Origin of the sequence: Maricaulis sp. D1M11, from assembly GCF_047308265.1 — a bacterium.
Taxonomy (GTDB): Bacteria; Pseudomonadota; Alphaproteobacteria; order Caulobacterales; family Maricaulaceae; genus Maricaulis.
On the sequence record NZ_JBKQWY010000003.1, the window covers coordinates 302,882 to 315,313 of the forward strand.

The following is a 12,432-nucleotide window of genomic DNA, read 5'->3' on the forward strand; positions in this document are numbered from 1 at the left end:
TCCGCGATATCGCTGCCCGATTTCCGGCGGCAGGCCCGGGCATCGCGTGCTAGCGTCACCCCATGATGACCCACACGCCCTCCTTGTTCGAACACCCCGATGACGACACGCTATACACGGCCTTGCTTGAGCGTGATGCCCGATATGAAGACCGCGCCTATGTGTGCGTGACCTCGACCGGGATTTTCTGTCGCCTCACCTGCCCGGCCCGAAAGCCCAAGCGTGAAAACACCCGGTTTTTCGGGTCGATCCCGGAATGCCTGGAAGCCGGGTTTCGCCCGTGCAAGCGCTGCAAACCCCTCGACCGGACGGGCGAAGCGTCGGATATGGTACGCGCCCTTGTCAGCGCGCTGGAGGCCGATCCGGACCGACGCTGGAGCGAGGGAGAAATCGCCGCCCTGGGACATGACCCGTCCACCGTCAGACGGGCTTTCAAACGCCATTTCGGGATCACTTTTCTTGAAATGGCGCGCTTGCGACGCCTGGGCCGCGCGGCGGAAAAAATCGGAGACGGCGAGAGTGTCATCAACGCCCAGATCGATGCCGGGTTTTCATCGGCCAGCGGGTTTCGTGAAGCCTTCAACCGCCTGATCGGGCGGCCGCCCAATGGGCTGAAATCAACCCCGGTGTTGCGGGCCAGCTGGATCCCGACACCGATCGGACCGATGATCGCTGTCGCCGACACACATGCCCTCCATCTGGTGGAATTCCACGACCGGCCCGCACTCAAGAACGAACTGGCACAGGTCCAGACCCAGGCCCAATCGGCGATTGTGATCGGACGCACCCCGGTTCTCGATCAGCTCGAACACGCCCTGACCGCCTATTTTGATGGTCAGGCCGATGCAATCGCTCAGCTCGACGCCATTCCGCTGAGCGGACATGGCACTGCGTTCGAACGAGGGGTGTGGCGTGTCTTGCGCACGGTCCCGTCGGGTGAGACGCGCAGTTATGGCGCCCTCGCCCGCGCGATCGGACGCCCCACGGCCAGCCGCGCTGTGGCCCGCGCCAATGGCGCGAACCGCCTGGCCATTCTCATCCCCTGCCACCGCATTATCGGCACGGACGGATCACTGACCGGCTATGGCGGCGGTCTGTGGCGCAAGGAGTGGCTCCTCGCACACGAGACACGCTTGGCTCACTCCGCCGCCATGACCTGATCCTGCCCGGCGCGATAGAGACGACCGGGACGGGCATCCGTCAGCGCCCCGTCCCGCATGACGACCTCACCCGACACAAGGGTCGCGACATAGCCCCGCGCGCCCTGAAGCAGGCGCTGGCCACCGGCCGGCAGATCCGCCTTCATATGCGGCGGTTCGGCCTGTAGGCGCTCCAGGTCGATAATATTGATATCCGCCTTGAGGCCTTCACGCAGATAACCTCGATCGCGCATACCCATGTAATCGGCTTGGGCGCCGGTCAGCATGCGTACCACCCGAGGCAGATCCAACTTGCGGCCGCGTGAGCGATCACGGGTCCAGTGTGTGAGCAGATAGGTCGGCATGGAGGCGTCACAGACGGTGCCCACATGCGCGCCACCATCGGACAAGCCATAGAGCGCCTGCGGATGCTCCATCATCGCCAGGACATTGTCGTAATTGAGTTCGGTATAGTTATAGAGCGGCAGATAGATCAGCTCGTGCCCGTCGCGCTCTAGCAGCGTGTCATAGATCATCTCCATGAGCGGCAGATTTTTCTCCCGCGCGCGTGCGGCCAGCGAGTGCTCAGGCGCCTGCTCATAATCAGGCGGATTGCCCAACTGGAAGAATTTCTCGGCGACAAACTCGATATGTTCCATCAACAGGTCCGCGAGCGGCGGCACGGATGAACCGGGACCGGAGAGCTTGTCCGTCTTTTGGGCGAGGATTTCGGCCTTGAAGGCGGGGTCTTTCATCCGCTCAACACGCTCTGCCAGAGGCAGGTGCGCGATGGCCTTGTAGGCCGGATACCCCATGAACGGGTGGAACGTGCAATTGAAGCCCAGAAACACCCCGATGGCGCGCGGCGCGACCTGCATGCGCGCATCCACACCCTCCTGCTTGAGCTGCTCGGACCGGGCGATGAGTTTCAGCCATTGATCGGGTGCAAAATCACGCTGCATGAGCGAGAAGGAAAAGGGGCGCCCCGACGCTTTGGCATAGTCGGCGATGATCTCCCATTCCTCGTCGAAATCCTCTTCGCCGCGTTCAAGGTTGAAATCACTGACCGCCTGGACAACACCAAAATCCAGCCCCTGAAAGGCCGACGCGATTCCGGTCAATTCCTCGCGTGTCGACTCCGACGACGGCGTCCAGTCACCATCCGCGGTCTTGTGCACATCGGATCGGCCGGTCGCAAAACCGATCGCCCCGGCCTCCAGGGCCTCGCGCGTCAGGCGGCGCATTTCGGCGATATCGTGTTCCGTGGCAGGTTCGGAGAAGACGGCGCGCTCTCCCATGACGTAAACCCGCAGCGGATCATGCGGTACCATGGCGGCGATATCGATCGTGCGGGGCGTGCGGTCCAGCGCATCGAGGTAATCGGGGAAGCTCTCCCAGTCCCAGGTCAGGCCCTCATGCAGAGCCGTACCAGGAATGTCCTCCACCCCTTCCATCAGCTTGATCAGGCGCTCATGATCCGCTTCACGCACCGGTGCAAAACCGACGCCGCAATTGCCCAGGACCGCTGTCGTGACACCATGATCGATCGAAGGGCGCAGTTCATCATCCCAGCTGGCCTGACCGTCATAGTGGGTGTGAATATCGATGAAACCCGGCGTGACGATCTTGCCGGTGGCGTCGATCTCTTCGCGTGCCGAACCGGAGACTGTGCCCATGGCGACAATCCGTCCGTCCCGGATCGCAAGATCTGTGACCCGGCCTGCAGCGCCGGTCCCGTCATGAACCTCTCCGCCGGTTATCTTCAGGTCGAACTCGAACGCGCTCATCATCATCTCCCCTATGTGTTCGGTTTTGTACTGTATTGATTGCTCGGTTTGGTGCTCGGTTACGGTCTCGGGCCTTGCAGGCCGGGTGTATCGGATCGTCCAGCTAGCCAGCGGAACACAGCCATCACCGCCATGCCAGAAAAGAAATGCCAGATGCCCCACAGGGCCAGTATCGTCAGTGCGCCTCCGGGCGCGCCCAGATGACTGAGCAGAATCAGCAGTCCCAGACCCGAATTCTGGATCCCGATCTCGAATGTCAGTGCTCGGCGGCGGGCGGCTCCAAAGGACAGCAACCAGGCCAGTCCGAAACCAAAGGCCAGTGCCAGACTATTGTGCAACACGACCAGGGGCAGTGTGATGGCGCCGGTCTCGATGACAAGATCGAAATTGCCAATCAGCCCGACGAGTATCAAAACCGCGATCCCGGACAGCGCAAGCGGTGTCAGTATTTTGCGAATTTTTGCAGCGCGCTCGGCATGATAGTGTGCGACCCACATCCCCACTCCGATCGGGATGGCCAACAGTGTCACCATCTGGCTGAGAAAGGGCAGCGGCGAGATCGCCAACTCGTCCAAAAGGCCCGCTGTTGGCGGGTAGAGGCTCGCCCAGAGCAAGATCGAAACCGGCGTGACAACGGCAGACAACAGACTGGATACGGCGGTCAACGACACCGAATAGGCCGTGTCCCCGCGAGAGAGCAGAGTCAGGACATTAGAGATCGCCCCTCCCGGACAGGCCGCGACCACGATCATGCCCAGCGCCAGCCCCGGATGCGGTTGAAGAAGGAATACCAGCAGCAAGGTGAGCAGGGGAAGACCGAGAATTTGCCCGACGACACCCCCCAGCACCGCCACAGGCTCGCGTCTTAACTGCTTAAAATCATCGACCTTCAACGACAGTGCGACGGAGAACATCATGATCAGGATGTTGGCCGACATAACGCGCTGGAAAACAGGACTGAGGTTCAGCTGGATCGCATCCAGCTGGCTCGCATCGACCATATATCTCCCCTTTTTCGTTTTACGGGTCTCACGCCCGCTCACACCATGCACTAATCAAGCGCATTGAGGAAATTTTCTTCGCCGAAACACCGTTCAGACTCGAATAATCCGTACGACTCGCTATAACTGACCTCATAAATTAATATGGGATCCAATCAGATAAACACGATACCACAACGCTCTAGCTTTTCTCTTGCGTTTGGTGCTATTTGAACTGCATGGTAGCAATAAGCTACCAGGGCAATTCGAGACGCATTTTGATTTGATTGGAACTGTTTTGAGTAACTTGAAGCTTGGGGGCTTTTATCATGGGGCGTAAGCGATTTGACGATATGGCATGTGCCATCGCTCAAACCCTGAATCAGGTGGGTGATTGGTGGACACTGTTGATTGTACGTGACGCCATGCGTGGAGCCCGCCGCTTCAGCGATTTCCATGACAGCACGGGTATCGCCAAGAACATCCTGACTGACCGTCTGAACCGCCTCGTTGAAAACGGCATTATGCGCCGGGTCGAAGTCGGTGTGCGCGGACAACGCCAGGAATACGAACTCACGGACCGCGGCAGCGCGCTTTTCCCGATCCTCATGGCCATGCAGCAATGGGGCGATGAGTGGATCTACGGGCGCGAAAGCATGCCAACTGTGATGTATGACACGCGGACCGGCGAGGAGCTGGCGCCGATCACGGTAGCAAACCAGCAAGGCGAACAGGTCTCCCACGAGGATGTTGCGCGCAAGGCGGGCCCGGGCCTGTCTTCGCAGAAAGTCTCCTGAGGCAGGCAGACCGATGGAGAGGCCATGTCTTCGGGCATGGCCTTTTTCTTTGCGCCCCTTTCGGGCTGGCCCGAAGCTTTTCCTGAAGTTACACTCCCGCCTGAGCCGCACACACGTTGGGGCTCGAAAACAGGATGCGTCGGCACACAGACCGGATGCACAGGGGAGTGAGATGTCGATGAAACTGATCATCATGGCCGCCGCCATGTCGGGCACCTTTGCGCTCAGCCCGGCGCAGGGTCTGACCGAAGACGTGCTTGAGCGTCTGACCCAAAACGCCATCGCCGTTGAAGGGCCCGGCGGACAGTACATAACCTATTTCTCGGCGAGCGGTCGCTATACCACCAATGTTGGAATCCGCGGTCACTGGGAGGTCCGCGACGGCGATTTCTGCGTCACGCGCGACGGATCCACCGACGAAACCTGTCAGCCCCTCCTCACCAATGTTCAGCTGGGCGATCAATGGACAGGCGAGAACGCCGCCGGGGACACTGTGGTCTTCACCCTCGTCCCCCGGCGCTAAGCTCCGTTCCTATTCGCCAAACGAACCGGCAGGTCCGGGAAAGACGATCGGGGTTTCCGACCCGTCCAGCGCCACGGCGGACACACCAAAATAATAATTGTCGATCACAATATTCTCGAGCGTGAAGGTGTCGACCTGTCCGACAAACCGGCTATGCGTCCACTGCGCCGCATCGGTCAGACGCCACCACACCCGATACCCCGCCAGGTTTTCAGCGGCCTCACCTGTGGCCAGGTCCCAACGGATCGTGGTTGAGGGTTGCACAGCCCCCGTAACTTCCACATTGGACGGGATGGGCGGCGCCCCCGCGATCTGCGCCATGACGGCAATATTGAGGGCCGTCAACTTGCGGGCATAGTCAAAATCCACCCCGTCGATCGTATCACCAAAGGCGCGCCCGTCCTCGGTACGCAGATCCTGGTGCTGACGATCATAATGCTCGTTGGTCTCCATGATCCGCACACCGGGAATGCCGGCCTCGTTAAACGGGCGGTGATGGCCGCCGCGCCGGAAGCGATCAAGGCGGTAGATCATCATGACATCCAGATTGGGGATATACTGATCAGCGGTCCGGTCGACCATGCGGGCGATCTGGCGGGACGGACTGTCGACCTCGCCGCCTGTGAACCGGCGAATGCGAGCTTCCTCCAGGGTTTCATTCGCCCGGGTCCCTTCGGAGAACACCCGGGCCGTCGCGTTATTGGTCACTCCATTGATGCCAGAGATATTGCCGATCATGTCGTTGTTGAGCACAGCCTTGATACGCCAGCCATTTTCCAAGGCGTGAGTGGCGACGATACGCCCCCCGAACAATCCCTGTTCCTCGCCGGACAGACCGGCATAGACGATGCTACCGTCAAACTCGTGCTGGCTGAGAACGCGGGCCGCCTCCAACACACCGGCCATGCCCGAGGCATTATCATTGGCGCCGGGATTGTCCGATGTGCTGTCCAGCGCGTCGGACACACGGCTGTCGATATCACCGGACATCATGACCATGCGATCCGGATCGATCCGCCCCCGCTGGATGGCGATCACATTGACGATCTCGGTCGGTTCGGGAATGCGCGGCTGACTGAAGGTCGTGCCGGACACATACATCACTTCAAGACATCCGCCACAGGCCTGGGAAATGCGATTGAATTCGTCATAGATCCAGCGGCGGGCGGCTCCGATGCCACGTGTCTCACTCTGCGTATCAGACAGTGTGTGGCGCGTACCAAATCCGGCGAGCGTGCGGACATCCTCTTCCAGACGATCCGCCGACACATCGGCCACATATTGATGAATGGCCAGGACTTCCGATGGAGGCGCATGTTGGGCCGTCGCCGCTCCGCTCAGCACACAAATCGCTGCGATGGTTGATATAGTCTTGCGCATATCCCTCTCCCCTGGATTGCAGACTCAACAGGCTAGTTCGAATTTGTCCGGAGTAAATGTCCCGGCGCTGCGCTTCACACGAGTGTGTTCGCACGCCCTACACGCTTGCCACACCTCCCTACACGGCCTAGCGTGCGCGCGGATTTCAATCGGGGGTGACAGTGAATCCTGTCGACGCCATTCGCAGTGTGTGGTCGCAATACGCGTCCTTCAAAGGCCGGGCACGGCGCAGTGAATACTGGTGGTGGGCCCTGTTTTCGACCCTGCTCATCTACGGCCCCTTTATCATCCTCGGGCTTTTGACCGATGGTCAGGGGATCGAGGCCTTTCCTGTCGCCGTACAAGTGGTCCTCAGCCTCATATTCATGATTATCTTGATCGGCCTGTTGATCCCGGGTCTGGCTGTCACGGTGCGACGCCTGCATGACTCTGACAGATCGGGGTGGCTCTACCTGATCAATTTCATCCCTTATGTGGGCTGGATTGTCGTATTCATCTTCATGTTACTGCCGGGCACGCGAGGGCCCAATACGCATGGCCCTGATCCCAAAGGTATTGATCACGGCATTTTCGAGTAGCAATTGCCTTTCGCGTATCAGGCGATAGGCTTGCCGATCCCAAGATTAAGGAGGGAATCATGGGTTTTGTAGACGCTATCAAAAGCGGTTTTAGCAATTATGTGGGCTTCCAGGGCCGAGCCCGTCGGTCCGAGTACTGGTTTTTCTACCTGTTTTACATTCTTGTCTCGTTCGTGACCGGATTCCTTGACGGGCTGATCTTCGGCACCACAGGCCTGTTCACCATTGTGGGTATTCTGGCGCTGTTGCTGCCTATGTTCGCGCTGGGCTTTCGTCGCCTGCATGACACCGGCCGTTCGGCCTGGTGGTTGCTGATCGGTCTGATCCCGCTGGTCGGCTTCATCGTGCTGCTTGTCTTCTATGTTCAGGACAGCCAGCCGGGCACCAATAAATATGGCCCGAACCCGAAGGGTATCGACACCGCCGTCTTCGAATAAGGCGTCCACGCGCTTATCCAGACAGAAAACGGGGCCCCGCGGGGCCCCGTTCCAGTTTGCACTTTCATGTAAGTAACGGATCGGTCCGGTTGGCATCAATGCTCCGCAGAACCGATCAAGATGCGATCAGGCCACCTCAAATAGGCCTGCAGCACCCATTCCGCCGCCCACGCACATGGTGCAGACAACATATTTCGCGCCGCGGCGTTTGCCTTCGATCAGAGCGTGTCCAACCATGCGTGCACCTGACATGCCATAGGGGTGTCCGATGGAAATCGCACCGCCATTGACGTTCAGATTCTCGTCGGGAATGCCCAGCGTGTCGCGGCAATAAAGAACCTGAACGGCAAACGCCTCGTTCAGCTCCCACAGATCAATATCATCCATGGTCAGGCCATTGGCCTTGAGCAATTTCGGCACCGCGTGGATCGGGCCAATTCCCATTTCATCCGGGTCGAGACCGGCCACGGCCATGCCGCGATACACGCCCAGCGGCTGCAATCCGCGACGCTCGGCTTCGCGCGCTTCCATCAACACGGATGCGGAGGCGCCATCTGAAAGCTGAGAGGCATTCCCGGCGGTGATGAACTTGCCTTCGGCGACCTTGAGCCCGCCCTTGAAGACCGGTTTCAGCCCGCCCAGACTCTCTGCCGTTGTGCCCGGACGATTGCCCTCATCCTTCTCCAGCGTCACTTCGATATCGGAAACCTCACCCGTCTCCTTGTTCATGAATTTCATGACGGACGGCAGGGCAACAATCTCGTCGTCAAACTTGCCCGCTTCCTGGGCCGCATGCGTGCGCGCCTGCGATTGTGCGGCATAGGCGTCCTGGGCCTCACGGGAGACGCCATAACGCTCCGCGACGATCTCGGCCGTCTCGATCATCGACATATAGAGGTCGGGCTGGTTTTCCTGGATCCAGGGGTCAAAGGCCCGATGGATGTTCATGTGTTCATTCTGGACGAGGGAAATACTCTCCAGTCCGCCCCCCACAGTGACCGTCATGCCATCGGCAATGATCTGTTTGGCGGCTGTGGCGATCGCCATCATGCCCGAGGCACACTGTCGATCCATGGACATGCCGGCAATCGAGGTCGGCAGACCGGCCCGAATGGCACACTGACGCGCGGGGTTCTGGAAGGTCGAGCCCTGCTGCATGGCCGCACCCATGACCACATCATCAATCTCATTGGGGTCAATGCCCGCGCGTTCAACCGCATGCTTGATGGCATGACCGCCCAAGGCCTGGGCCTGGGTGTCGTTGAACGCGCCGCGATAGGCCTTGCCGATCGGGGTCCGGGCTGTGGAAACGATGACTGCTTCACGCATAACTCTCTCCTTTATGCCAGTGTGTTTATGCCGGTGTGTTTATGCCGGTGTGTTTATGCCGGTGTGCGATACCAGACGGTCTGCTGGCTGGTGGCGAGCAGAACGCCTTCCCGGCTCCACAGCCGGGCATGTTGATCAAAGAAACCGCGCGTGCCGCGCGCGCCCTCAGCTTCAGCCAGGACCCAACCATCGGATGCGCGTGCGAAATCCTCGGCACAGGCATGCAGGTAAAGGGTCAGGCTGACCGTCGAAATCATCTGGGGCTCTGTCACGCGCATGAAGACCCGCGGTGCGGGACTGTCGGACAGGGCGATCAGGCGCAGGGCATCCAGCCCCGCCGTGTCATCCAAACGCGCCCAGGCCGCCGACCAGGTGGTGTCCATGCCCTGAAACGGCATATTCTTGGCCATGCGCAAATCCAGGGTCTGCGCCCAGGCCACAGGAAGATTGACGCGTTCCAGGTTTTCCGGAGCCTCAACATCGGGCATGGACGGTTCTGTCCACTCCAGTGTGTCCTTGCGACGCGCCACTACCGCGCTTGCCTTGCAGCACACCGCTTGCGTCTGGTGCGAGAGCAAACGGGCCGACCAGAAACTTGTCCCCTTGCCAGCGCGATCACACTGCACCTCGATCACCACCGCCCCATCGGGGATGGCAGACAGGAAATCGACGGTCAAAGACACCAGTTCGAGATCATCCTCGGTCTGTTCGAGGATGGCTTTCGCCAGTATGGCCGCACTCCACCCCCCATAGGGGCCGATCATATTCTGGAAGCCGGGATGGGTCTGACCGGTCCATTGGCCCTCCTCCTTGCCGGGCTTCAATTGCAGTGCCGCGTCGAAAACACTCATGCCTCGTCCTCGTCATGCCCGTCCTCAAGCCTGTCTGTGGCGTTGAACCAGACACTTTGCTGGGTGGTCGCGAGCAGTCGGCCATCACGGCTCCAGACCCGGGCATGCTGGTCATAAAACCCGCGCCCACCCCGTGCACCATGGGTCTCCAGCAGAACAAAATCATCGGCGGTGGCCGCATAATCCTCTTCGGTGGCATGCAGGTAGACCGTCATCGAGACGGTCGACATCACCACCGGTTTGGACAGCACCAGAAATATGCGCGACATCGGCGTATCGGCCAGACAGACAAGGCTTTCCGCATCCAGCGGGCGGCCTGCATCCAGCCGGGCCCAGGCTGTGGAGTGGGTGGAGCCTGTATCGGTAAAACGCTCCAGCGTGGCGTGACGCAGATCGATGTGGTCCGCCCAGTTGCGCGGAATATCCCGCCGGGGGCACAGCTCCGGAGCCGGGATGTCCGGCATGCGGCTCTCTACCCAGTCAGTGGTCTCGCGCCGCCGGGACAAAATGGCCGAGGCCTTCACCAGTACAGACCCCGACAGGGGATCGCGGATCGCCACGCTCCAGAACTGGGTATTGCGCCCGGCCCGGTCACAAACGGCGGTCACCATGACAGGTCCTGTGGGGACACCCGCCGCAAAGTCTGTGGTCAGGCTGATCAGCTCCAGGCCCTCGGCGCCGGCATCACGGGCCGCCTGCAGGGCTGCGCGCGCCAGCAGTGCAGCACTCCACCCTCCGAACGGTCCGATCGCGTTTTCAAACGCGGCCAACGCCTCACCGGAATAGCGCGAGGTGTCCGCCGGACCCGAGCCGGCCGGGCTCAGATCCAGGGACACGTCGAACACATGCCGATCCGGCAGGTCTGGCGTCAGCTCAGCGTTCATTATCCGGTGCCAGCAGATCGAGACGCAGCCCGGGCTTGTCGATCTTGCCCGTGCCCACGCGGGGCAAGGGCCCGTCCATACGCCAGAAGACTTCCGGGCGTTTATAGGGGGCGAGCAAGGGTTCGAGGAAGGCCGAGATATCGGCATCCGTGGTCTGACTGTCCGGACGCATGACAATGGCAGCACCCACGCGTTCACCCAGTCGCTCATCGGGAATACCGATGACCGCGCTTTCGAGAACATCGGGATGCTGGGCCAGCGCGCCCTCGACTTCCAGACAGGAGATATTCTCCCCGCCGCGCAAGATCATGTCCTTGAGGCGATCCACGATGGAGAGGAAACCCTCCTCGTCGATAATACCCAGATCCCCGGTCTTGAACCAGCGATCCTCGGTCAACACGGCCGCCGTGGCCTCAGGCTGGTTGAGATACCCCCGGAACACGGCCGGAGAGCGGATCCAGACCTCGCCCTCCTCACCCGTGGCCGCATCGGATCCATCGGCGCGCACGGTCTTGACCTGGGTGACGGCCGGCACGGGTCGACCACATGAACCCGGTCGCGCCTGATAGTCCGTCAGGCCATTATACGTGCCCAGCGCATTGGTTTCGGTCAGGCCATAACCCGAGCTGGACCAGGCCTGCGGGAAGGTTTCGTTGAGTTTCTTGACGTGAGCGGCGGGACGTTTGGCTCCGCCCGACCCCATATCCATGAGCGTATCAAGGGACACACCGCGGCGTTCGGCCTCCAGGGTCATCTCATGCGTCATAGTGGGCACACCCACCATATTGGTCAGCTTCTCCGACTGGACGAGGTCTACAGCCTCACCCGCATCCCATTTGCGCATCAGGACCATTTTGCGACCCGCGATCAGGGACATCAGGAAGACCGCATGTGAACCCGTGCAATGGAAGAGCGGAACGGCAACGAGAATGCCCGGATCCGATCCGAAGAAATCCTCGCCGTCATTGGCCAGTTTCAGACCCGCGCCCAGAAGGGCATAGGACAGGACGGTGGTCACCACGCCGCGCTGGGTCAGAACAGCCCCCTTCGGCGCACCGGTCGATCCCGAGGTGTAGAAAATGGCGAAATCATCTTCGGGGGCCAGGGCGATCTCCGGTGGCGGCTGATTGGCTCCGGCCGCCATGATCTCGGTCAGCGTGCCATCAGCCTCGCCCTGCTCGCCATAACCGGCAATCAGGGTCAGGCCCAGCTCGGTCTTGATCGGTTTCAGACGCTCGCTTTGACGCGTACCGGCGATAACCAGCTTGGCCTGGCAATCCTTGAGCGCGTATTCCAGCTCCGATGTGGTCCACCAGCCATTGAGCGGCACAACCACACCACCCGCAGCAATGACGCCAAGAAAGGCCGCCATCCACTCCGGACAATTGCGCAGGGCCAGCGCGACGCGTGTGCCCTGTTCGAAATCGGCCCGGGCGCGCAAACCATTGGCGACAGCAACAGATTTGCCGACCAGCTCGCCATAGGTCCAGCGCGTGTCGCCATAGACCACAGCGGTCTTGTCGGCGTGTTCCATGGCCTTGAGCAGGACAAAGCGCAGGTCTGGTGGTGCGTTTACGTATCCAGGCTGTTTGACACCGAACACGTCCACCTCGCCCACGGCAAAGACGGGTTCATTGGCAACCACGGCATGGACGAGTTGTTCCATCTGCTCCCGGGAGGGAGCGGGTTTTCTTTGGGTCATGACGGACCTCCCCGGATAAAAAAGGGGGCGCGAACGCCCCCCTTA

At 60.5% G+C, this 12,432-nt stretch carries 12 protein-coding genes; 5 read left to right on the forward strand and 7 right to left on the reverse strand.

The genetic code is table 11. The features are described from left to right. The first annotated feature begins 65 nt into the window (after positions 1-65). Positions 66-1,160: a bifunctional transcriptional activator/DNA repair enzyme AdaA gene (locus RMQ97_RS07800; protein WP_413660446.1), complete on the forward strand. Its 1,095-nt coding sequence runs from the start codon at positions 66-68 to the stop codon at positions 1,158-1,160. Here the strand turns inward: RMQ97_RS07800 and RMQ97_RS07805 are convergent. Continuing rightward, the gene (locus RMQ97_RS07805) at positions 1,139-2,926 is read right to left on the reverse strand and encodes an N-acyl-D-amino-acid deacylase family protein (RefSeq protein WP_413660296.1); all 1,788 of its coding nucleotides are present in this window, start codon (positions 2,924-2,926) and stop codon (positions 1,139-1,141) included. The two genes, RMQ97_RS07800 and RMQ97_RS07805, sit on opposite strands and share 22 nt — an antisense overlap. A gap of 59 nt (positions 2,927-2,985) precedes the next feature. Beyond that, entirely contained in the window at positions 2,986-3,927 is a 942-nt protein-coding gene (locus tag RMQ97_RS07810; protein WP_413660297.1) for a bile acid:sodium symporter family protein, read from the reverse strand. Positions 3,928-4,235: 308 nt separating this feature from the next. Here RMQ97_RS07810 and RMQ97_RS07815 point away from each other — a divergent pair, with 308 nt between their 5' ends. Then, complete coding sequence (locus RMQ97_RS07815; protein ID WP_413660298.1) at positions 4,236-4,703, forward strand: winged helix-turn-helix transcriptional regulator; 468 nt, start codon at positions 4,236-4,238, stop codon at positions 4,701-4,703. Between the two features lie 172 nt (positions 4,704-4,875). Next, positions 4,876-5,226 (forward strand): hypothetical protein, encoded by a 351-nt coding sequence (locus RMQ97_RS07820; RefSeq protein WP_413660299.1) that lies wholly within the window; start codon positions 4,876-4,878, stop codon positions 5,224-5,226. Between the two features lie 9 nt (positions 5,227-5,235). Here RMQ97_RS07820 and RMQ97_RS07825 read toward each other — a convergent pair whose 3' ends face one another. After that, positions 5,236-6,606, reverse strand: a complete 1,371-nt coding sequence (locus tag RMQ97_RS07825) for a M28 family metallopeptidase (RefSeq protein ID WP_413660300.1) — start codon at positions 6,604-6,606, stop codon at positions 5,236-5,238. A gap of 161 nt (positions 6,607-6,767) precedes the next feature. Here RMQ97_RS07825 and RMQ97_RS07830 point away from each other — a divergent pair, with 161 nt between their 5' ends. After that, entirely contained in the window at positions 6,768-7,184 is a 417-nt protein-coding gene (locus RMQ97_RS07830) for a DUF805 domain-containing protein (RefSeq protein WP_413660301.1), read from the forward strand. A 59-nt stretch (positions 7,185-7,243) separates the two neighbouring features. Then, complete coding sequence (locus tag RMQ97_RS07835; protein WP_413660302.1) at positions 7,244-7,621, forward strand: DUF805 domain-containing protein; 378 nt, start codon at positions 7,244-7,246, stop codon at positions 7,619-7,621. 126 nt (positions 7,622-7,747) lie between these two features. On the opposite strand, the gene RMQ97_RS07840 is transcribed toward RMQ97_RS07835, so the two are convergent. The 4 genes from RMQ97_RS07840 to RMQ97_RS07855 are packed head-to-tail and all read right to left on the reverse strand — an operon-like array spanning position 7,748 to position 12,387. Next, positions 7,748-8,950, reverse strand: a complete 1,203-nt coding sequence (locus RMQ97_RS07840; RefSeq protein WP_413660303.1) for an acetyl-CoA C-acyltransferase — start codon at positions 8,948-8,950, stop codon at positions 7,748-7,750. 53 nt (positions 8,951-9,003) lie between these two features. Then, entirely contained in the window at positions 9,004-9,801 is a 798-nt protein-coding gene (locus tag RMQ97_RS07845) for an acyl-CoA thioesterase (RefSeq protein WP_413660304.1), read from the reverse strand. Further along, positions 9,798-10,685, reverse strand: a complete 888-nt coding sequence (locus tag RMQ97_RS07850) for an acyl-CoA thioesterase (RefSeq protein WP_413660305.1) — start codon at positions 10,683-10,685, stop codon at positions 9,798-9,800. The genes RMQ97_RS07845 and RMQ97_RS07850 overlap by 4 nt, the downstream gene beginning before the upstream one ends. Continuing rightward, a complete protein-coding gene (locus RMQ97_RS07855) occupies positions 10,675-12,387 on the reverse strand; it encodes a class I adenylate-forming enzyme family protein (RefSeq protein ID WP_413660306.1) in 1,713 nt (570 codons plus the stop codon). Before RMQ97_RS07855 ends, RMQ97_RS07850 begins: the two co-directional genes overlap by 11 nt. Positions 12,388-12,432: the final 45 nt, after the last annotated feature.

Coding starts and splice junctions, on each gene's coding strand:
- RMQ97_RS07825 (WP_413660300.1), bottom strand. CDS start 6,606: ATGCGCAAGACTATATCAACCATCGCAGCGATTTGTGTGCTGAGCGGA.
- RMQ97_RS07840 (WP_413660303.1), bottom strand. CDS start 8,950: ATGCGTGAAGCAGTCATCGTTTCCACAGCCCGGACCCCGATCGGCAAG.
- RMQ97_RS07835 (WP_413660302.1), top strand. CDS start 7,244: ATGGGTTTTGTAGACGCTATCAAAAGCGGTTTTAGCAATTATGTGGGC.
- RMQ97_RS07855 (WP_413660306.1), bottom strand. CDS start 12,387: ATGACCCAAAGAAAACCCGCTCCCTCCCGGGAGCAGATGGAACAACTC.
- RMQ97_RS07800 (WP_413660446.1), top strand. CDS start 66: ATGACCCACACGCCCTCCTTGTTCGAACACCCCGATGACGACACGCTA.
- RMQ97_RS07815 (WP_413660298.1), top strand. CDS start 4,236: ATGGGGCGTAAGCGATTTGACGATATGGCATGTGCCATCGCTCAAACC.
- RMQ97_RS07805 (WP_413660296.1), bottom strand. CDS start 2,926: ATGAGCGCGTTCGAGTTCGACCTGAAGATAACCGGCGGAGAGGTTCAT.
- RMQ97_RS07850 (WP_413660305.1), bottom strand. CDS start 10,685: ATGAACGCTGAGCTGACGCCAGACCTGCCGGATCGGCATGTGTTCGAC.
- RMQ97_RS07820 (WP_413660299.1), top strand. CDS start 4,876: ATGTCGATGAAACTGATCATCATGGCCGCCGCCATGTCGGGCACCTTT.
- RMQ97_RS07845 (WP_413660304.1), bottom strand. CDS start 9,801: ATGAGTGTTTTCGACGCGGCACTGCAATTGAAGCCCGGCAAGGAGGAG.
- RMQ97_RS07810 (WP_413660297.1), bottom strand. CDS start 3,927: ATGGTCGATGCGAGCCAGCTGGATGCGATCCAGCTGAACCTCAGTCCT.